This is a genomic window from Nocardioides endophyticus (assembly GCF_039543845.1).
Lineage (GTDB): Bacteria > Actinomycetota > Actinomycetes > Propionibacteriales > Nocardioidaceae > Nocardioides > Nocardioides endophyticus.
This window is the reverse complement of record NZ_BAABKN010000032.1, coordinates 35,306-53,407: the sequence shown is the minus strand read 5'-3', so window position 1 is coordinate 53,407 and position 18,102 is coordinate 35,306. Positions and strand designations below refer to the sequence as shown.

Below are 18,102 nucleotides of genomic sequence, written 5' to 3'. Positions count from 1 at the left end.
CTCCATGGAGTTCCAGGACGTCGTACGCCGTCGCAAGATGGTCCGCAGCTACTCGACCGAGCCGGTCGACCCGGCCGTGGTCGACCTGGCGCTGCACAACGCGACCCGCGCGCCCAACGCCGGCTTCAGCCAGGGCTGGGCGTTCCTGGTGCTCGACACCGCCGACGACGTACGCCGCTTCTGGGCCGCGACTGCCGACGACCTCGAGCAGCCCGACACCTGGCTGGCCGGCATGATGAAGGCGCCGGTCGTGATCCTGCCGTGCTCCAGCAAGGCCGCGTACCTCAGCAGGTATGCCGAGGCCGACAAGGGCTGGACCGACCAGGACGAGGCGCGCTGGCCGAAGCCGTTCTGGGACATGGACACCGCGATGGCGAGCCTGCTGATCCTGCAGACCGCCACGGACGCCGGGCTCGGCTCCTGCTTCATCGGCGTGCCGGCGGACAAGGAAGGCGCCGTGCGCGAGGCGTTCGCGATCCCCGACGAGTTCGACCCGATCGGCGTGATCACGATCGGCCATCCCGCAGACGGCGGGGCCGCCGGGTCGCCCGTCCGACGGGCACGCAAGCCGGTGGCGGACGTCGTACATCGCGGGCGGTGGGGGCACCACCCCAGTCCATCGGTGTAGCGGTCGCCGGTCAACGAGCCACACCCCGGCGGGGTCTCGGATCTCAGACCATGCCTCGGGGATTACCCTCCCCTGGTGACACACCCCTCCGTCGCCAAGCTCCAGGCGCTCGTCCGCATTCCCACGGTCTCCCACCGGGACCCGGACCTGATCGACGTCGCCGCGTTCGACGAGTTCGTGGCCGAGCTGGCGCGGCAGTTCCCGATGCTCCACAAGCGGCTCGAGCTGACCCGGGTCGACACCCACGGCCTGCTCTTCCACTGGGTCGGCCGCAGCCGCCCAGGATCGGCGCAGAAGCCGGTGGTGCTGATGGCCCACCTCGACGTCGTACCCGTCGAGGAGGACGCGTCCTGGCAGCACCCGCCGTTCGGTGCGGAGATCCACGACGGCGCGGTCTGGGGCCGGGGCACCCTCGACGACAAGGGCGAGCTGGTCGCGATCTGCGTGGCCGTCGAGAACCTCCTGGAGCTGGGCTTCACCCCCGAGCAGGACGTCTGGCTCTCCTTCGGCTGCAACGAGGAGGTGTCCGGCACGTCGGCGGGGCTCGCCGTCGAGGAGCTGCGGCGGCGCGGGGTCGAGCCGTGGTTCGTCATCGACGAGGGGGGCGCGATCGCGTCCGAGGCCTTCCCCGGCGTCTCGGCGCCGGTCGGCGTCGTCGGCGTCACCGAGAAGGGGGTGACCTCCCTCGAGCTGCGGGTCGACGGCCGCGGCGGTCACGCCTCGACCCCCCGGCGCAACGGCCCGACCGTGCGGCTGGCCAAGGCGCTCACCAAGCTCGACCGGCATCACATGGCAGCCAGCGTGCCAGAACCCACGATCGAGCTGCTGCGCCGGATGGCGCCGCACGCTCCCCGCGCGCTCCGGCCCCTGATGGCCAACGCCGACAAGATGCGGCCGGTGCTGACCCGCGCCCTGATCGCGGCAGGCGCGGAGCCGGCGGCGATGACGCGGACGACGTTCGCGATCACCACACTCTCCGGATCGCCGGCCCTGAACGTGATCGCCTCGACCGCGAAGGCCGGCGTCAACATCCGGATCATGGTCGGCGACACCGTCGCCGGCGTGCTCGAGCACGTCCGCAAGACCATCGGCGACGACCAGGTGCAGGTGACCGTCGTCGAGCAGAACGAGCCGAGCCCGGTCTCGCCGTACGACGACGAGGCGTTCGGCCTGATCGAGTCGACGATCACCGAGGTCTTTCCCGACGCGATCCCGGCGCCGTACGTCATGATGGCGGCCACCGACTCGCGGTTCTTCACCGAGATCTGCCCCCGGGTCTACCGGTTCGCACCGTTCCGGATGACGAAGGCGCAACGCGAGTCGATCCATTCGTACGACGAGCACCTCGGGGTCGACGCCTTCGTCGACGGCGTGCATTGGTACCAGCGCCTCATCGAGAGGATCCCCCAGTGAGCTCGCCCGTGGCTGCCACCCTCAACGACCCGCGGACCAGGGGCCTCTTCACGATCGTCGGTTTCCTGGTCTGCGTCGAGCTCGCCAGCGGCATCCTGCAGGGCTACTACACGCCGATCTTCAGCGACATCGCCGACCACCTCGGCATCGCGGACGCCGACGTCAACTGGTTCGAGGCCGCGCAGCTGATCGTCTCGGCGCTCGTCGTGCCTCCCCTGGCTCGGATGGGCGACCTGGTCGGCCACAAGAAGGTGCTGCTCCTCTCGACCGCCGTGACAGCGCTCGGCTCGTGGGTGATGGCCTTCGCGCCGTCCTTCACGACCTTCCTGATCGGCTCCGCGCTCCAGGGTGCGTACGTCGTCTGGCTGCCTCTCGAGGTGGCGATCATCTACCGGCGTACGGCGGGCACCGGCCGACAGCACCAGCTGACCCGCCGGTCCGCGGCGGTCCTGGTCGGCGCTCTCGAGCTCGCCGTGATCATCGGCGCGCTCACCAGTGGCGCGCTGGTCGACGCGACGTCGATGACCGTGCTGCTCGCGCTTCCCGCAGTCGCCGTGACCCTCTGCTTCGTCGTCATCTGGTTCGGCATCGCGGACATGGAGGGCACCGCCACCGGCGGCATCGACGTCGGCGGCCTGGTCCTGCTCAGCTCCTCGATCGGCCTCGTGATGGGTGGCCTGATCGCCATCCGGCTCGAAGGTCCGGCCAGCCCGCTCCCGTGGGCGCTGATCGCGCTCGGCCTCGTCGTCCTCTCCATCTTCGGCCGCTACGAGCTGGTCCAGACCGAGCCGCTCGTCGACGTACGCCTGCTCGGGACTCCCGGCCAGTGGCCGGTGCAGCTGACGGCGTTCCTCTTCGGCATGTCGGTGCTCGGCGCGCAGATCCCACTGTCGACCTTCGCCCGCACCGACCCCGACGTGGCCGGCTACGGGCTGGGCGCGAGCGCGAGCTTCGTGTCCACCCTGATCGGCGTCTACGTCATCTTCCTCGCGATCGGCGCCTTCACGCTGCCACTCACGGCGCGACTGCTCGGTCCACGCAACGCCCTGGTGGCGTCGTCGGTGCTGGTCGCGATCGGCTACGCGCTGTGGCTGCCGTTCCACCACGAGACCTACCAGGCGCTGATCAACATGGCGGTCGCGGGCCTTGGCTCCGGCGCCCTGGTCGCGGCCCTGCCGGCGACGGCCGCCGCAGCCGCTCCCCCGGAGCGCACGGGATTCGCCACCGGCATGACCAATGCGACGAAGACCATCGGTGGCGCGATCGCCTCCGCGATCTTCGCGATCGCACTGTCCGCGACGGGCTCGATCGACGACCCGACCGAGGGCCACGCACCACTGTCGGGCTACCTCACGGTCTGGACCATCTGCGCGGTCGCCGCGCTGCTCGCCGCCTGCGCGCTGCTGATGATGCCGAAGCGGGTGGCGGAGGAGGCCGAGGCTCTCCCCCTCGTTCAGTAACCTGGACCGGGCAGGAGGTGGTGCCCGATGCCGGAGCCCGAGGAAGAGGACCAGCCACGCAGTCGCGAGGCCGATCGGGCGGCCGCGGCCGCCCGGATCCAGCACCAGAACACCTGGGTCGATCTGCAGATCCGCCAGGCGCAGGAGCGGGGCGAGTTCGACAACCTGCCCGGCGCCGGCAAGCCGATCGAAGGCCTGGGCGGCGAGCACGACCCCGACTGGTGGCTCAAGAAGCTCGTCGAGCGCGAGCGGATCGCCGTACTCCCGCCCAGCATCGCGCTACGCAAGGAGGACGCCGAGCTCGATGAGCGGCTCGACAAGCTCAACGTCGAGGGCGACGTACGGCGCGAGGTGGAGGACTTCAACGAGCGCGTGATCCGGGCGCGCTACTCCCTCTCCGCCGGACCACCTCTGATCACGATGCCGCGCGACGTCGACGCCACCATCGAGGCCTGGAACGAACGCCGGCTGGTCCGCCGCCCTCTTCGCTTCCAGCCGGCCGACCCGCCGAAGCGTCGGCGCTGGTGGCGCCGACTACGCTGAGCCAGGCAGGAGGTGCGCTGGTGTCCGGGTACGACGAGAGTCACGACGACGGTCGTGCCGCACAGCGGGCCATCGCCGCGGCCCGGCGTCACGAGCAGCAGAGCTGGCTCGATCTCCAAGCCAGGCGCGCCGTCGAGCGTGGCCAGCACGGTCTGCCGCCCGAACCCGGGACCGAGCTCGACCCGGAGTGGTGGGCCGCGAAGCTGGCCGAGCGTGACCGCGACGCCGTACTCCCCCCAGGGCTGGCGCTCTTGCGGGAGGAAGCCACCGCCGACGCCTCGCAGGAGGACCAGGTCACACTTGACGTCCCACAGGGCGAACCCGCCGCGCAGTCGAGGCCCCGGCACTGGTGGAATCGTCGCTGATGAATTCGGTGTGGCGTGGAGAGGGAAGCTCATGAAGAACGTGGCAGTGGTCGGCGGTGGCCTGATGGGGTCGGGCATCGCCGAGGTCAGCGCCCGAGCCGGGCACGACGTGATCGTGATCGAGTCCAACGAGGACGCCGGCAAGGCCGCGCTCGGCCGCCTGGAGAAGTCGCTGCAGCGCGCCGAGGCGAAGGGCAAGATCGACTCCGCCTCCGCCGTACTCGCGCGGATCCGGGTCGAGACCGACCTGGGTTCCGTCGCGGACCGTGACGTCGTGGTCGAGGCGATCGTCGAGGACGAGGCCGCGAAGGTCGCGCTGTTCAAGCAGCTCGACCAGATCGTGGAGGCACCGGACGCGATCCTCGCGTCCAACACCTCCTCGATCCCGATCATGAAGCTCGGCGTGGTCACCTCCCGCCCGACCCAGGTGATCGGCATCCACTTCTTCAACCCGGTGCCGGTGCTCCAGCTGGTCGAGCTGGTGCCGTCGCTGCTGACCTCGACCGACACCACCGAGCGGTCCCGGGCCTGGGTCGAGGGCTCGCTGGGCAAGCAGGCGATCGACTGCCAGGACCGGGCGGGCTTCGTGGTCAACGCGCTGCTGATCCCGTTCATCCTCTCGGCGATCCGGATGTTCGAGTCCGGCTTCGCCTCCGCCGAGGACATCGACCGCGGCCTGGTGCTCGGTGCCGCCCACCCGCAGGGCCCGCTCGCGCTGGCCGACCTGATCGGCCTGGACACCACCAAGGCCGTCGCCGAGTCGCTGTACGACGAGTTCAAGGAGCCGCTGTACGCCGCCCCGCCGCTCCTGCAGCGGATGGTCGACGCCGGGCTGCTCGGTCGCAAGACCGGGCGCGGGTTCTACACGTACGCCTGAGCGCGGCCGTTGCGGTTTCATCAAGGGATGAAGGTCGACCTGCAGTTGCGCGACCGCCGCGGTTTCATCAAGGGATGAAGGTCGACCTGCAGTTCCCTCGCCGTACTCACCGCGGGAAGTGCAGATTCGACCTCATCCCTTGATGAAACCGCAGCCATCCGCCGATGAAACCGCAGCCATCCCCTGATGAAAACCCCGCACCTGTCAGATCCGTCATACCGGCGCGTAGCCATCCGCTGCTACGTTCCGCGACATGAGCGGATCGCAGAGCGCGAAGGACTTCTTCCGGCCCCTGGCAGTGGGGGCCCCGATGCCCCTGACCGACATCCCGGCGAGGCCGAGCCGGGCCATCCACTTCTTCGACCCGAGCAACCCGAAGATGGCGGCGAAGATCCCCGACATGGTCGGGACGGTCGACGTGCTGCTCGGCAACCTCGAGGACGCGGTCAAGGCGGACAACAAGGTCGCCGCCCGTGAGGGTCTCGTCGAGATCGCGAAGAAGACGGACTTCGGACCCACCCAACTTTGGACCCGGATCAACTCGCTCGACAGCCCCTGGGTGCTCGACGACCTCACCACGCTGGTCCCCGCGATCGGCGACAAGCTCGACGTGATCATGGTGCCGAAGGTGCAGGGCGCCGAGGACATCCACTACGTCGACCGCCTGCTCGCGCAGCTCGAGGCGAAGGCCGGGCTCGACAGGCCGATCCTGATCCACGCGATCCTCGAGACCGCCCGCGGCGTGGCCAACGTCGAGGAGATCTGCGGCGCCAGCCCGCGCATGCAGGGCCTGAGCCTCGGCCCGGCCGACCTCGCCGCCGACCGCCGGATGAAGACCACTCGCGTCGGCGGCGGCCACCCCGGCTACCTGGTGCGCCAGGACCCGCCCCGCGAGGGCGGCGTCGCCAACCTCGAGGCCCAGCGCGCGACGTACCAGCAGGACCTCTGGCACTACACGATCGCCCGGATGGTCGACGCCTGTGCGATGCACGGCATCTACGCCTACTACGGGCCGTTCGGCGACATCGCCGACGTGGTCGCGTGCGAGGACCAGTTCCGCAACGCCTTCCTGCTCGGCTGCGTCGGCACCTGGAGCCTGCACCCCAAGCAGATCGCGATCGCCAACCGGGTCTTCAGCCCCAGCGTCGAGGACGTCGCACACGCCCGCCGGGTCGCGGCCGCCATGGGTGACGGTACCGGCGCGGTGATGCTCGACGGCAAGATGGAGGACGACGCCTCCCTCAAGCAGTGCCTGGTGATGGTGGAGCTCGCCGAGCAGCTGGCCGCGATCGATCCCGAGCTCAAGAAGGCGTACGACAGCATCGAAGATCAACAGAGCGAGGTGGACTGAGATGGCCGACTTCACGCCGCTGCGCAGCGTCCTCTACATGCCCAGCTCCAACGCCAAGGCAGTGGAGAAGGCCAAGACGCTGCCCATCGACGCGGTGATCTTCGACCTCGAGGACGCCGTCGCCCCCGATGCCAAGCCGACGGCACGTGAGGCCGCCGCAGCAGCCGCGTCGAGCGGCGACTACGGCCGCCGTACGCTCACCATCCGGGTCAACGGCATCGGCACCGAGTGGCACGACGCCGACCTCGCCGCTGCCGCACAGGCCGGGCCGGACGCGGTCGTCGTGCCCAAGGTCAACAGCGCCGCCGAGGTCGCCCAGCTCGTCGCCACCCTCGAGAAGCACGGCGCCCCCGACCACACCAAGCTCTGGGCGATGATCGAGACGCCGATCGCCATCCTCGACGTGCTGAGCATCGCCCGCGCGTCCGAGCGGCTGACCTGCTTCGTGATGGGCACCAACGACCTCGTCAAGGAGCTGTACGCCGAGCACGTGCCGGGTCGGGCCCCGATCCTGCCGAGCCTGCACACCGCCCTGCTCGGCGCTCGCGCGGCCGGCATCTCGATCCTCGACGGCGTCTACAACGACGTGAAGGACACCGAGGGCTTCCTCGCCGAGTGCGACCAGGGCCGGCAGATGGGGTTCGACGGCAAGACGCTGGTCCACCCCGGCCAGGTCGAGGGCGCCAACGCCGCCTTCGCGCCGAGCGAGCAGGCCGTCGAGGACGCCCGCGGCCTGATCCAGGCCTTCGAGGACGGGAAGGGCACCGGCGTCGTGACCTACAACGGCCGGATGGTCGAGAACCTCCACGTCGAGTCCGCCCGCCGCACCCTCAGCATCCACGAGGCGATCGCCGCCCTCCAGGCGTGAAGGCGGTCGTCCAGCGCGTCCTCGGCGCGAGCGTCACCGTCGCCGGCGCGACCGTCGGCGCGATCGATGGCGCCGGGCTGCTCGTCTACCTCGGCGTCACCCACGACGACGGCCCCGCCGACGTCACCTGGATCGCCCGCAAGATCTGGGACCTGCGCATCCTCCGCGAGGAGCAGTCCGCCTCCGACGTCTCGGCACCGGTGCTCGTCGTCAGCCAGTTCACGTTGTACGGCGACGCCCGCAAGGGCCGGCGTCCCACCTGGCAGGCCGCGGCCCCGGGGCCGCTCTCCGAGCCGTTGTACGACGCGGTCTGCGCCGCCCTCGCCGACCTCGGCGCGACCGTCGAGCGCGGCGTCTTCGGCGCCGACATGCAGGTGTCGTCGGTCAACGACGGTCCGATCACCATGATCCTCGAGAGTCCTCGCTGACGTTTGCCCTCCGAGACGACGGGTACCCACGTCCTTGGCCCGAACCCGGGCCACGACGGAGGGAGAAACACAATGGTGATCCTCGGACTCATCCTGCTCATCATCGGACTCATCGCGAGCATCCCGGTGCTGACCACGATCGGCGCGATCCTGCTGGTCGTCGGCATCGTGCTCAACCTGGTCCCGATCGGCGGCACCCGGCGCAGGGTCTTCTAGCGCCCGAATCTCGTCGAGACACCCGAAATGGCTGGCCGAACGCTGCCTGGAGAACCACTTCGGGTGTCTCGACGCACGTTCGGCTCTCACGACTCCGGTACGACGACCACCGGGACCGGGCTGTGCCGGATGATCCGACTGGCGTGCGACCCGATGAACACCCGCGCCAGCACGCCGCGTGGCGAGGAGCCCAGCACGAGGATGTCGTCGTGGCGCCATTCGAGCCGTCCGACCGCCTCCGCCCAGTCCCGGCCGGTGGCGACGACGTGCTCGACGTCGCGGAGACCCGTGGCGGCCGCCGCGTCGCGCAGGGCCGCCTCGGACTGCTCGACGAACGAGTCGAGCACGTCCTGCTCGCCGCGTATCTCCGGCGGGTACATCGTCTTGCCGAGGACGCCGAAGGTCGCGATCCGCACCTCGGCCCCGGCAGCGGCGCAGATCTCGGTCGTACGGCGCAGCACGTCGCTGGACGCGCGGTCGGCACGGAAGGCACAGGTCGCCCGATCGAACCGGGGTACGGCGTGGGTGGCGAAGCCCCGCGGCGCCACGGCCACGGGGACGTGCGCGGCGTGCAGCAGGTGGTCGGCGGTGGAGCCGAGGCCCACCCGTTGCCACGCGCCGTCCTCGGCGGAGCCGACGACGACCAGCCCGGCGTCGACTCCGGCTGCCTGCTCCAGCAGGGCCGTCGGGACCGAGCGACCTGGGACGGCAACGGCTCGGGCCTGGAGGTCCGCGGCGACCTCGGCCAGCACGCGCTCCGCGTCGGCGACGGCTGCGGCGCCCGTCTCACGTGACCAGGCGGCGAACTCCTTGTCGACGTTGCCCGCGACCAGGGTCGGCCACGGCGCCGGCACCACCGAGACCACCAACAGGTCGGTGCCGATGGACCGGGCCAGCATCGCGCCGAGCGAGATCGCCGCGCGGTCGTGGGTACGGGTCGGATGGCCGACGACGATCGTCATGACTCGGTGATCTCGACGCCGCAATTGAGCGCCGCGTGTCGGCGGCCCCACAGGAAGTAGAAGGCCAGGACCACCAGCAGCCAGCCCCCGAAGATCACCCACGTCACCGCCGCCAGGCCGGACAGGATGTAGATGCAGACCGCGATCGTCAGCAGCGGGGTGATGGGGAAGAGCGGGACCCGGAACGGTCGCTCGAGGTCGGGTTGCGTACGCCGGAGCACCAGGACGCCCAGCGCCACCACGATGAACGCCATCAAGGTGCCGATCGACACCGTGTCCCACAGGTAGTCGGCCGGGACGAAGCCACCGATCAGCGCGACCACGATCGCGACGACGATCGTGTTGAAGGTCGGCGTGAGCGTGCGCGGGCTCACCGACGAGAACTTCTCCGGCAGCATCCCGTCTCGCCCGATGGCGAAGAGAATCCGGGTCTGGCCGTAGAGCGTCACCAACGTGACCGAGAAGATCGAGATCACCGCGCCGGCGGCGAGCACCGTGCCCCAGGCGGCATGGCCGGTGACGTTCTCCAGGATCACGGAGAGGCCGGCATCCTGCTGCTCCGGGTCCGAGAACTCCGAGGCGGGCTGCGCCGAGAGTCCCGCGATCGCCACCAGCACGTAGACGGTCACGACGACGCCGAGGGCGCCCATGATCGCGCGGGGCAGCGCCTTCTGGGGGTCACGCACCTCCTCGCCGGCCGTCGACACGGCATCGAGCCCGATGAACGAGAAGAAGATCGTGGCGGCCGCCGCCGAGATGCCGGCCGCGCCCTTGTCCCAGAAGCCGTCGAAGTGGTCGCCGTTCCAGGCCGTGAGGCCGATGACCACGAACATCAGCAGCACGCCGAGCTTGATCAGCACCATCACGGTGTTGACCCGGGCCGACTCGCTCGCGCCACGGATCAGCAGCACCATGCACATCGTCACGAGCACGACGGCCGGCAGGTTGATGATGCCGGTCGTGTTGTCCTCGTACGGGATCGGCGAGTAGGACAGCGCGTCCGGCAGCGAGAAGCCGAAGAGGTTGTCGAGCAGCTCGTTGAAGTACCCGCTCCAGCCGACCGCGACGGCGGCGCTCGAGACGCCGTACTCGAGCAGCACGCAGGCGGCGATCACCATCGCCACCAGCTCGCCGAGGGCGTGGTACGCGTAGGAGTACGTCGAGCCGCTGACCGGGATCGCACTGGCGACCTCGGCGTAGCAGAGCGCCGAGAGCCCGGCACCGAGGCCGGCCACCAGGAACGAGATGATCACCGCCGGACCGCTGTCGGGCACGGCCTCCTGGAGGACGAAGAAGATGCCGGTGCCGACGGTCGCGCCGACGCCGAACATCATCAGCTGGAAGGTCCCGAAGCTGCGCTTCAGGTCCGGCCCGTCGTGCGGACCGCGTTGGAGCTTGATCGGCTTGCGCCGCACCAGCTGCTGGGCGAGGGTGGGCCGGGGTCCGACGTCGACGCTCATGGCGGGCTCCTACCCGAGCAGAGGCAGTTCTGAGCTGCTCAGTCTTCGCCCCGACGCAGCGTCTCGTCCAGCCACAGCTTCATGCTGCCCAGCACACCGGCCACGTCGTGCACCATCTTGCCGACAGCGTCCTGGCTCTGCTTGAAGCTCTCGGAGTAGCTCTTCGCCGCTGCCTTGGCGGCGTCGGAGACGGTGGCCTGGTCGTCGTCCTGCCGGCGGGGGTAGTCGCCCGCGAGGATCCGGGTGTACTCCCCCGAGTCGACCCAGCGGCGCAGCTCGGTGGCGCGTACGACGAGGAACGGGTGCGACCGGTTCTCGACCAGCAGCATCTTGAGCACCGAATCCCGCAGGTCGGCCTCGTCGTACTCCTGGCCCTGGGCGAAGAACGACGTCGCGTCGAGGTCGTCGAGGTGGCCGCCGCTGGCAAGCTTCATGTGCACCCGGAAGGCCGTCGCCGGGTCCTGCGTCGCGAGCAGCCCGGCCCGGTCGGCGGACAGCTCGGACTTCCGCGACCACTCGTAGAGAGCGGCCACGATCGCGCGGACACCCAGGCCGCTGAGCGGGATGGCGGTCAGAACGCCGCTGAACTGGAGCAGCCGCTGGAGCAGCGTCTGGTAGACCGCGTGACCGCTCATCGCGTGACCGAGCTCGTGGGCGACGACGAACCGCAGCTCGTCCTCGTCGAGCAGGTCGACCAGGCCGGAGTTGAGCACGATGAACGGCTTGTTCATGCCGATGGTGAGCGCGCTCGGGACCGGGTTGGCCACGACGTAGAGCTCGGGCAGCTCCGGGGCGTCCAGGGTGCGGCCGACCTCGCCCAGGATCCGGTGCAGCCGGGTGAACTGCCGGTCGTCCACGCGGATCGCGGACCCGAGGAAGACCAGGCGTACGGTGCGCTCGTTGAAGAGGCCCGACATGGTCTTCAGCAGCGTGTCGAAGCCCTTGAGCTTCCGGAGCGCGACCAGCGCGCCCTGGTCGGCGGGGTGCTCCCAGGCACGGGAGCTGATGTCGGTCAACGTTGCCCGAGAACGGGCCGGCTGCTGGCTCACGCGCTCACTGTAGAGGCGATCAGCCTTCCTGGATGGGGATCCGCACGCCGCGCTCGGCGGCCACCTCGGCCGCACGCTCGTAGCCCGCGTCCACGTGCCGGATCACGCCCATGCCGGGATCGTTGGTGAGGACCCGCTCGATCTTCTCGGCGGCCAGGGCGGTGCCGTCCGCGACGCAGACCTGACCGGCGTGGATCGAGCGGCCCATGCCGACGCCGCCACCGTGGTGGATGGAGACCCACGATGCGCCCGACGCGGTGTTGACCAGCGCGTTCAGCAGCGCCCAGTCGGCGATGGCGTCGGAGCCGTCGAGCATCGCCTCGGTCTCGCGGTACGGCGAGGCGACCGAGCCGCAGTCGAGGTGGTCGCGGCCGATCACGATCGGCGCCTTCAGCTCGCCGGACGCGACCATCTCGTTGAACTTGAGCCCGGCGAGGTGGCGCTCGCCGTACCCCAGCCAGCAGATCCGGGCCGGCAGTCCCTGGAACTGCACGCGCTCACCGGCCATGGTGATCCACCTCCGCAGGCGCTCGTTGTCGGGGAAGAGCTCGAGGATCGCCTTGTCGGTCGCGGCGATGTCGGCCGGGTCGCCGGACAGGGCCGCCCACCGGAAGGGGCCCTTGCCCTCGCAGAAGAGCGGACGGATGTACGCCGGCACGAAGCCCGGGAACTCGAATGCCCGGTCGTAGCCGCCCTTGCGCGCCTCGTCGCGGATCGAGTTGCCGTAGTCGAAGACCTCGGCGCCCTTGTCCTGGAACTCCACCATCGCCCGGACGTGCACGGCCATCGACGCCTGCGCCTCCTTGGTGAACGCGGCCGGGTCCGCCGTACGCCGGGCCTCCCACTCCTCGAACGGCACGCCGATCGGGAGGTAGAAGAGCGGGTCGTGCGCCGAGGTCTGGTCGGTGACGATGTCGATCGGGGCCTCCATCTCTAGCAGTGCCGGCAGCAGCTCGGCGGCGTTGCCGAGCACCCCGATCGACAGCGGTCGGCGCTCGTCACGCGCGGCGACGGCCATCTCGACGGCCTCCGCCAGCGACGAGGCCTGGACGTCGAGGTAGCGGTGGTCGATGCGGCGCTGGATGCGGCTCTGGTCGCACTCGATGCAGATCACGACGCCGTCGTTCATGGTCACGGCGAGCGGCTGCGCGCCACCCATGCCGCCGAGTCCCGCGGTGACGGTGATGGTGCCGGCCAGCGTGCCGTCGAACCTCTTGTCGGCGACGGCGGCGAACGTCTCGAAGGTGCCCTGCAGGATGCCCTGGGTGCCGATGTAGATCCAGGACCCGGCGGTCATCTGGCCGTACATCGTCAGCCCGAGGTCCTCGAGCCGGCGGAACTCCTCCCAGTTGGCCCAGTCGCCGACCAGGTTGGAGTTGGCGATCAGCACCCGCGGCGCCCACGCGTGGGTCCGCATCACACCGACCGGCTTGCCGGACTGCACGAGCATCGTCTCGTCGTCCTCGAGCGTCGTCAACGTGCGGACCAGGGCGTCGTACGCCTCCCAGTTGCGCGCCGCCTTGCCGGTGCCGCCGTACACGACGAGGTCCTCGGGACGCTCGGCGTTCTCGGGGTCGAGGTTGTTCATCAGCATCCGCAGCGGCGCCTCGGTCTGCCACGACTTCGCGGTCAGCTCGGTGCCGTGCGCGGCGCGGATGGGCAGGCGGGGGTTCAGGGGAGCGTCGTTCATCGCAGTTCTCCAATGACGGACTCGGCGGCGGACAGGACGGCGCCCGAGGCGACCAGCTCGACGGTGGCCTCGATCTCGGGCGAGAGGTAGCGGTCTGGGCCGGGGCCCTCGATGCCGGAGGACCGCAGCAGGTCGACGACCGCGCCGGTGGCGGCCGCCGGCTCCAGCGGACGGCGCAGGTCGAGGGCTCGGGCCGCGGTGAGCACCTCGATCGCGACGACGCGGGTGAGGCCGTCGACCGAGCGGCGGAGCTTGCGCGCGGCCGACCACCCCATCGACACGTGGTCCTCCTGCATGGCACTCGACGGGATCGAGTCGACCGAGGCCGGCACGGCGAGCCGCTTCAGCTCCGAGACGATCGCGGCCTGGGTGTACTGCGCGATCATGTGGCCGCTGTCGACGCCGGGGTCGTCGGCGAGGAACGGCGGAAGCCCGTGGTTGCGGGCCTTGTCGAGGAACCGGTCCGTACGGCGCTCGCTGATCGACGCCACGTCCGCGGTGACGATGGCGAGGAAGTCGAGCACGTAGGCGACCGGGGCACCGTGGAAGTTGCCGTTCGACTCGACGCGACCTTCCTCCGCCAGCACCACGGGGTTGTCGACGGCCGAGTCGAGCTCGCGTCCGGCGACCATGGCGGCGTGCTCGACGGTGTCGCGCGCGGCGCCCTGCACCTGCGGCGAGCAGCGCAGTGAGTATGCATCCTGGACGCGGTTGCAGTCGGGGCCGCGATGCGAGGCGACGACGCCCGACCCGGCCAGCAGCGCCACCAGGTTGGCGGCCGACGCGGCCTGCCCGGGGTGCGGGCGGATCGCCTGCAGCTCCGGCGCGAAGACCCGGTCGGTCGCGAGCTGGCCCTCGACCGACATGGCCGCCGCGATGTCCGCCGTCTTGAGCAGCATCCGCAGGTCGGCGATCGCCAGCACCAGCATGCCGAGCATGCCGTCGGTGCCGTTGATCAGCGCCAGGCCCTCCTTCGCGGCCAGCTCGACCGGGGTCAGCCCAGCCGCGGCGAGCGCCTCGGCCGCCGGCAGCGGCGTCCCCGACGCGTCGCGCACCTCGCCCTCGCCCATCAGCGCCAGCGCACAGTGCGACAGCGGAGCGAGATCGCCCGAGCAGCCGAGCGAGCCGTACTCCCGCACCACCGGCGTGATCCCGTGCGCGAGCAGCCCGGCCAAGAGCTCCGCCGTCTCCCGGCGTACGCCGGTGTGGCCGGTCGCCAGCGTCGACAAGCGCAGCAGCATCAGGGCGCGCACCACCTCGCGCTCCACCTCGGGACCCGAGCCAGCGGCGTGCGAACGCACCAGCGAGCGCTGCAGCTGGGCACGCATCTCGGTGGGGATGTGGCGGGTGGCGAGAGCGCCGAAGCCGGTCGAGATGCCGTACGCCGGGGTGGGCGCCTGGGCGAGCTCGTCCACGACGGCCCGGGCGCGGTCGATCGCGGCCAGGGCGTCGTCGCCGAGCCGCACCGGCGCGCCGTGCCGGGCCACCGCGAGCAGGTCGTCGAACGTGACCGCGGCCATGCCGACCTCGACGGTCGCGGGCAGGTCAGGAGAGCCGGTCGTCATGACTCCATCGTGGTCGCCCCGCGCAGCCGGGACCAGATCCGGGAGGCCCGCGACGTCTGGGATCCGAGACGTGACGTGTGTCACCCGTCACCTCCCGGCCTCTACAGGCGTTGAGCGGACAGCTGGGGGGAACCACGCACGACCTCGCACGGGAGAGCCGCCCGAGTGAGCTGACTTCTCGGGAGGGAACCCGTATGCGACTCACCATCCGCACCACCGTGGCCGCCGTCGCGGCCCTGGCGGCAGCCACAGCTGCCACCGTCGTCGCCAGTCCCGCGTCGGCGGAGTCCGCCGGCCAGGGCCACCGCGCGGCAGCGAAGAAGCCGACCGCGACGCCGTTCGCCCTGCGCGCCTGGGGCTACAGCAGCAGGATCGTCGGCGGCGACATCCCCACCGCCTCCGGCGCCACCGGCTTCGAGTCGATCAGCTGCACGAACAAGGCGGGCCTCGACCGCACCAACGACCTCGCCGACGTCGCCCTGCCGGGTCTCGGCACCATCAGCGCCGCCGCGACCGAGGTCTGGACGACCCGTGACGCCGGCGTGGTCTCCTCGTGGGCGCGCAACACCATCGGCAAGGTGGTGCTGAGCGACTCGCCGCTCGGCACCCTGTCCCTCGACGCGGTCTCGACGACGGCGCGCGCCTACCACGACGGCACGACCTTCCGGACCTCGACGCACACCGACCTCGCGAAGCTGACCTTCCAGCCGCCGATCGGCCCCGCGCAGACCCTGCCGATCCCGACGCCGGGCCAGCCCGTCACCATCCCCGGCTTCGCCAAGGTCACCATCGGCCACTCGCGAACCCCCAAGACCAAGGACGGCGCCCGGGCCTTCGCCAACGGCATCAAGATCAGCCTGCTCGCGACTCACACCGACGTCCGCGTGGCCCACGCGGTCGCGCAGATCGGGTCCGGGGTGCAGACCGCGCTCTTCACCGGATCCTCGTACGCGCTGGGTGGCAAGGCCGCCGGTGACGTCGTGCACCTCGGGCGCAACCCGCTGCTGAAGATGCCGTGCACCGGCACGGACGGCGAGATCCAGGCCCGCTCCCTCACCGGTCTCGACCTGGGCGGCCAGGTCGTCGCGGGTGTGGCGAAGAGCGAGCAGAGGTCCGACCAGAACGGCCGCAAGGCCTGGGGCTTCGAGCGCAGCAGCGTCGCGTCGATCGCCGTGACCGATCAGCTGCGCATCGAGGGCGTCGTCGGTCAGGTCAACGTCGCCCGGCGCGGTGAGCACCTGCGCACCCTGACGCGCAGCACGAAGGGCACCACGATCGGCCGGGTCATCGTCAACGGGCAGCCCCAGGAGTTCCCCGACCTCGGCGTGCTCGAGATCCCCGGCGTGGCCAAGCTGGAGACGGCTGTGACCCAGGAGCTCAAGAACGGTCTCGCCGTGACGGCCCTGCGGATCACGTTGCTCGACGGGACCGGCGCCGTGATCGACCTCGGCAACGCGCGGTTCCAGGTCCGGCGCTCCGCGCGCTGACCCTCGTACGGCGACTCGGGTGCGCCTCCTGACGGGCCACCCTGCAAGACGGAGTACGACGGTGGGACCGGCGCGGCGTTGACTACGAGGTGTGAGCCTCGATCAGCGGCCGACCGCGCCGGTCCGCACCGTCTCCACCGCCCGTCGGTGGGCGATGCTGGTCGCCAGCACTCTGGCGCAGGCCGCGGCCGCGGTGATGGTCCACGGCCCGGCGTTCCTGATCCCGACGCTGCACGACCGGGAGGGCATGAGCCTCGCGCAGGCCGGCCTGGTCGCGGCGGCTCCCACCATCGGCGTGATGCTCACGCTGGTCGCGTGGGGCTGGGTCACCGACCGCCGCGGCGAGCGCTTCGTGATGCTCATCGGCCTCAGCGCCACCACCGTCGCCGGCATCGCCAGCGCCCTGACCGGCGGCCTGATCCTCCTCGTCGTCACACTGTTCCTCGCCGGCGCCGCCGCGGCCAGCACCAACGCGGCAAGCGGTCGCGTGGTCGTCGGCTGGTTCCCGCCCGAGCGCCGCGGCCTCGCGATGGGCATCCGTCAGATGTCGCAGCCGGTCGGCGTCGGCATCGCGGCCATCTCGATCGCCGTGGTCGCCGACGGGCACGGCGTCCATGCCGCTCTCTGGGTGCCGACGATCGCGTGCGCCCTCGCCGCAGTGCTGGCCGCCGCCGTCGTCATCGACCCACCACGGCCCGAGCGCAAGGCGGGCACGGCGGTCACCAACCCCTACCGCGAGGACTCCTACCTGGCCCGGATCCACGGCGTCTCCGTGCTGCTGGTCGTCCCGCAGTTCCTGGTCTGGTCGTTCGCGCTGGTCTGGCTCGTGCAGGACCGCGACTGGTCACCGGCCGCCGCCGGCACCGTGGTCGCCATCGCCCAGGTCGTCGGCGCGCTGGGCCGGATCGCGGTCGGCCACCTCTCAGACGTCGTCGGAGGCCGGATGCGGCCGCTGCGCTGGGTGGCACTCGCGGCCGCCGCGACCATGGCCCTGCTCGGGCTGACCGCGGCGCTCGACCTCGCCGTCGCCGTTCTCCTCGTCGTCGTCGCGACGCTGGTGACCGTGGCCGACAACGGCCTCGCGTTCACGGCGGTCGCCGAGCGAGCGGGTCCGTTCTGGTCCGGCCGCGCCCTGGGGGCGCAGAACACCGCACAGTTCCTGGCCGGATCCGCCGTACCCCCGCTCGCCGGGCTCGCGATCGCCCAGTGGGGGTACGCCGCGGCGTTCGCGATCGCCGCGATCTTCCCCCTGGTGGCTGCACCGCTGGTCCCCGTGCGCGAGGAGCGCGAGCTGTCCTGAGGAGTGCATCCGCTGCCGTCGGGTACGGCTCCGGAGACAGTCCGAGGAGGGACCATGACCACCACCGCCATCATCATCATCGCCATCGTCGTCGTGCTGCTCGTCGCAGCAGCCGCCGTCGTGAGCATGCGACGTCGCCAGGGCGCCCGTCGGCGCCGCGCGACGGAGCTCCGCTCCGAGGCGGACGCCCAGCTGGGCGCGGTCGACGCGTCCAACGAGCAGGCCGCCGCCGCGCAGGCCCGGGCCGAGGCGGCCCACGCCGAGGCGGAGCGGACCGAGCAGGAGGCCGCCGAGGCACAGCGCCAGCTCGACATGGAGCAGGCGGCCCGGGAGGACGCGCTGCGCGAGGCCGATGCGATCGACCCCGATGTCGACCACCGCGCGGACGACTACCGCCCCGAGACGTCGCCGACCGACAGGCCCGCTGCCCCGTAGCCTTC

General features: G+C 71.0%; 18 protein-coding genes. 13 read left to right on the top strand and 5 right to left on the bottom strand.

Annotation, left to right across the window (positions count from 1 at the left end):
* Nucleotides 1–4: 4 nt before the first annotated feature.
* The 10 genes from ABEA33_RS23505 (at nucleotide 5) to ABEA33_RS23460 (ending at nucleotide 8,149) form a co-directional block, all read left to right on the top strand.
* Complete coding sequence (locus tag ABEA33_RS23505; protein ID WP_345529520.1) at nucleotides 5–628, top strand: nitroreductase family protein; 624 nt, start codon at nucleotides 5–7, stop codon at nucleotides 626–628.
* Between the two features lie 75 nt (nucleotides 629–703).
* A complete protein-coding gene (locus tag ABEA33_RS23500) occupies nucleotides 704–2,041 on the top strand; it encodes a M20/M25/M40 family metallo-hydrolase (protein WP_345529519.1) in 1,338 nt (445 codons plus the stop codon).
* Nucleotides 2,038–3,501, top strand: a complete 1,464-nt coding sequence (locus tag ABEA33_RS23495; protein ID WP_345529517.1) for an MFS transporter — start codon at nucleotides 2,038–2,040, stop codon at nucleotides 3,499–3,501. Before ABEA33_RS23500 ends, ABEA33_RS23495 begins: the two co-directional genes overlap by 4 nt.
* 27 nt (nucleotides 3,502–3,528) lie before the next feature.
* A complete protein-coding gene (locus ABEA33_RS23490) occupies nucleotides 3,529–4,044 on the top strand; it encodes a DnaJ family domain-containing protein (RefSeq protein WP_345529516.1) in 516 nt (171 codons plus the stop codon).
* A 20-nt stretch (nucleotides 4,045–4,064) separates the two neighbouring features.
* A complete protein-coding gene (locus ABEA33_RS23485) occupies nucleotides 4,065–4,409 on the top strand; it encodes a hypothetical protein (protein ID WP_345529514.1) in 345 nt (114 codons plus the stop codon).
* Between the two features lie 31 nt (nucleotides 4,410–4,440).
* Nucleotides 4,441–5,286 (top strand): 3-hydroxybutyryl-CoA dehydrogenase, encoded by an 846-nt coding sequence (locus ABEA33_RS23480; RefSeq protein ID WP_345529513.1) that lies wholly within the window; start codon nucleotides 4,441–4,443, stop codon nucleotides 5,284–5,286.
* Between the two features lie 253 nt (nucleotides 5,287–5,539).
* Nucleotides 5,540–6,637, top strand: coding sequence for an HpcH/HpaI aldolase/citrate lyase family protein (locus ABEA33_RS23475; RefSeq protein WP_345529512.1), 1,098 nt, complete (start codon nucleotides 5,540–5,542; stop codon nucleotides 6,635–6,637).
* Between the two features lies 1 nt (nucleotide 6,638).
* Complete coding sequence (locus tag ABEA33_RS23470; RefSeq protein ID WP_345529511.1) at nucleotides 6,639–7,505, top strand: HpcH/HpaI aldolase/citrate lyase family protein; 867 nt, start codon at nucleotides 6,639–6,641, stop codon at nucleotides 7,503–7,505.
* Nucleotides 7,502–7,933 (top strand): D-aminoacyl-tRNA deacylase, encoded by a 432-nt coding sequence (gene dtd, locus ABEA33_RS23465; RefSeq protein WP_345529510.1) that lies wholly within the window; start codon nucleotides 7,502–7,504, stop codon nucleotides 7,931–7,933. Before ABEA33_RS23470 ends, dtd begins: the two co-directional genes overlap by 4 nt.
* A 72-nt stretch (nucleotides 7,934–8,005) precedes the next feature.
* On the top strand, nucleotides 8,006–8,149 hold the full coding sequence (locus ABEA33_RS23460; RefSeq protein ID WP_345529509.1) for a hypothetical protein: 144 nt from the start codon (nucleotides 8,006–8,008) through the stop codon (nucleotides 8,147–8,149).
* An 86-nt stretch (nucleotides 8,150–8,235) separates the two neighbouring features.
* Here ABEA33_RS23460 and ABEA33_RS23455 read toward each other — a convergent pair whose 3' ends face one another.
* Genes ABEA33_RS23455 through hutH form a run of 5 tightly spaced genes read right to left on the bottom strand, consistent with a single transcriptional unit; the run spans nucleotide 8,236 to nucleotide 14,875 of the window.
* A complete protein-coding gene (locus ABEA33_RS23455; protein WP_345529508.1) occupies nucleotides 8,236–9,111 on the bottom strand; it encodes a universal stress protein in 876 nt (291 codons plus the stop codon).
* Nucleotides 9,108–10,571, bottom strand: a complete 1,464-nt coding sequence (locus ABEA33_RS23450; RefSeq protein WP_345529507.1) for an amino acid permease — start codon at nucleotides 10,569–10,571, stop codon at nucleotides 9,108–9,110. Before ABEA33_RS23450 ends, ABEA33_RS23455 begins: the two co-directional genes overlap by 4 nt.
* A gap of 38 nt (nucleotides 10,572–10,609) precedes the next feature.
* Nucleotides 10,610–11,620 (bottom strand): M48 family metallopeptidase, encoded by a 1,011-nt coding sequence (locus ABEA33_RS23445; RefSeq protein WP_345529506.1) that lies wholly within the window; start codon nucleotides 11,618–11,620, stop codon nucleotides 10,610–10,612.
* Nucleotides 11,621–11,639: 19 nt separating this feature from the next.
* Complete coding sequence (hutU, locus tag ABEA33_RS23440) at nucleotides 11,640–13,310, bottom strand: urocanate hydratase (RefSeq protein WP_345529505.1); 1,671 nt, start codon at nucleotides 13,308–13,310, stop codon at nucleotides 11,640–11,642.
* A complete protein-coding gene (gene hutH, locus ABEA33_RS23435; RefSeq protein ID WP_345529504.1) occupies nucleotides 13,307–14,875 on the bottom strand; it encodes a histidine ammonia-lyase in 1,569 nt (522 codons plus the stop codon). The genes hutU and hutH overlap by 4 nt, the downstream gene beginning before the upstream one ends.
* 194 nt (nucleotides 14,876–15,069) lie before the next feature.
* Between hutH and ABEA33_RS23430 the strand changes: the two genes are divergently transcribed.
* The 3 genes from ABEA33_RS23430 to ABEA33_RS23420 all read left to right on the top strand — a co-directional run bounded on the left by ABEA33_RS23430 (nucleotide 15,070) and on the right by ABEA33_RS23420 (nucleotide 18,097).
* Nucleotides 15,070–16,362: a choice-of-anchor P family protein gene (locus tag ABEA33_RS23430; RefSeq protein ID WP_345529503.1), complete on the top strand. Its 1,293-nt coding sequence runs from the start codon at nucleotides 15,070–15,072 to the stop codon at nucleotides 16,360–16,362.
* Between the two features lie 91 nt (nucleotides 16,363–16,453).
* Complete coding sequence (locus ABEA33_RS23425; RefSeq protein WP_345529502.1) at nucleotides 16,454–17,662, top strand: MFS transporter; 1,209 nt, start codon at nucleotides 16,454–16,456, stop codon at nucleotides 17,660–17,662.
* 54 nt (nucleotides 17,663–17,716) lie between these two features.
* The gene (locus ABEA33_RS23420) at nucleotides 17,717–18,097 is read left to right on the top strand and encodes a hypothetical protein (protein ID WP_345529501.1); all 381 of its coding nucleotides are present in this window, start codon (nucleotides 17,717–17,719) and stop codon (nucleotides 18,095–18,097) included.
* Nucleotides 18,098–18,102: the final 5 nt, after the last annotated feature.

Excerpts from the sequence above, each read along its gene's own strand:
- ABEA33_RS23505 (WP_345529520.1), top strand. The coding sequence starts at position 5 with ATGGAGTTCCAGGACGTCGTACGCCGTCGCAAGATGGTCCGCAGCTAC.
- ABEA33_RS23490 (WP_345529516.1), top strand. The coding sequence starts at position 3,529 with ATGCCGGAGCCCGAGGAAGAGGACCAGCCACGCAGTCGCGAGGCCGAT.
- ABEA33_RS23480 (WP_345529513.1), top strand. The coding sequence starts at position 4,441 with ATGAAGAACGTGGCAGTGGTCGGCGGTGGCCTGATGGGGTCGGGCATC.
- ABEA33_RS23475 (WP_345529512.1), top strand. The coding sequence starts at position 5,540 with ATGAGCGGATCGCAGAGCGCGAAGGACTTCTTCCGGCCCCTGGCAGTG.
- ABEA33_RS23470 (WP_345529511.1), top strand. The coding sequence starts at position 6,639 with ATGGCCGACTTCACGCCGCTGCGCAGCGTCCTCTACATGCCCAGCTCC.
- ABEA33_RS23460 (WP_345529509.1), top strand. The coding sequence starts at position 8,006 with ATGGTGATCCTCGGACTCATCCTGCTCATCATCGGACTCATCGCGAGC.
- ABEA33_RS23455 (WP_345529508.1), bottom strand. The coding sequence starts at position 9,111 with ATGACGATCGTCGTCGGCCATCCGACCCGTACCCACGACCGCGCGGCG.
- ABEA33_RS23450 (WP_345529507.1), bottom strand. The coding sequence starts at position 10,571 with ATGAGCGTCGACGTCGGACCCCGGCCCACCCTCGCCCAGCAGCTGGTG.
- hutU (WP_345529505.1), bottom strand. The coding sequence starts at position 13,310 with ATGAACGACGCTCCCCTGAACCCCCGCCTGCCCATCCGCGCCGCGCAC.
- hutH (WP_345529504.1), bottom strand. The coding sequence starts at position 14,875 with ATGACGACCGGCTCTCCTGACCTGCCCGCGACCGTCGAGGTCGGCATG.
- ABEA33_RS23430 (WP_345529503.1), top strand. The coding sequence starts at position 15,070 with ATGCGACTCACCATCCGCACCACCGTGGCCGCCGTCGCGGCCCTGGCG.
- ABEA33_RS23420 (WP_345529501.1), top strand. The coding sequence starts at position 17,717 with ATGACCACCACCGCCATCATCATCATCGCCATCGTCGTCGTGCTGCTC.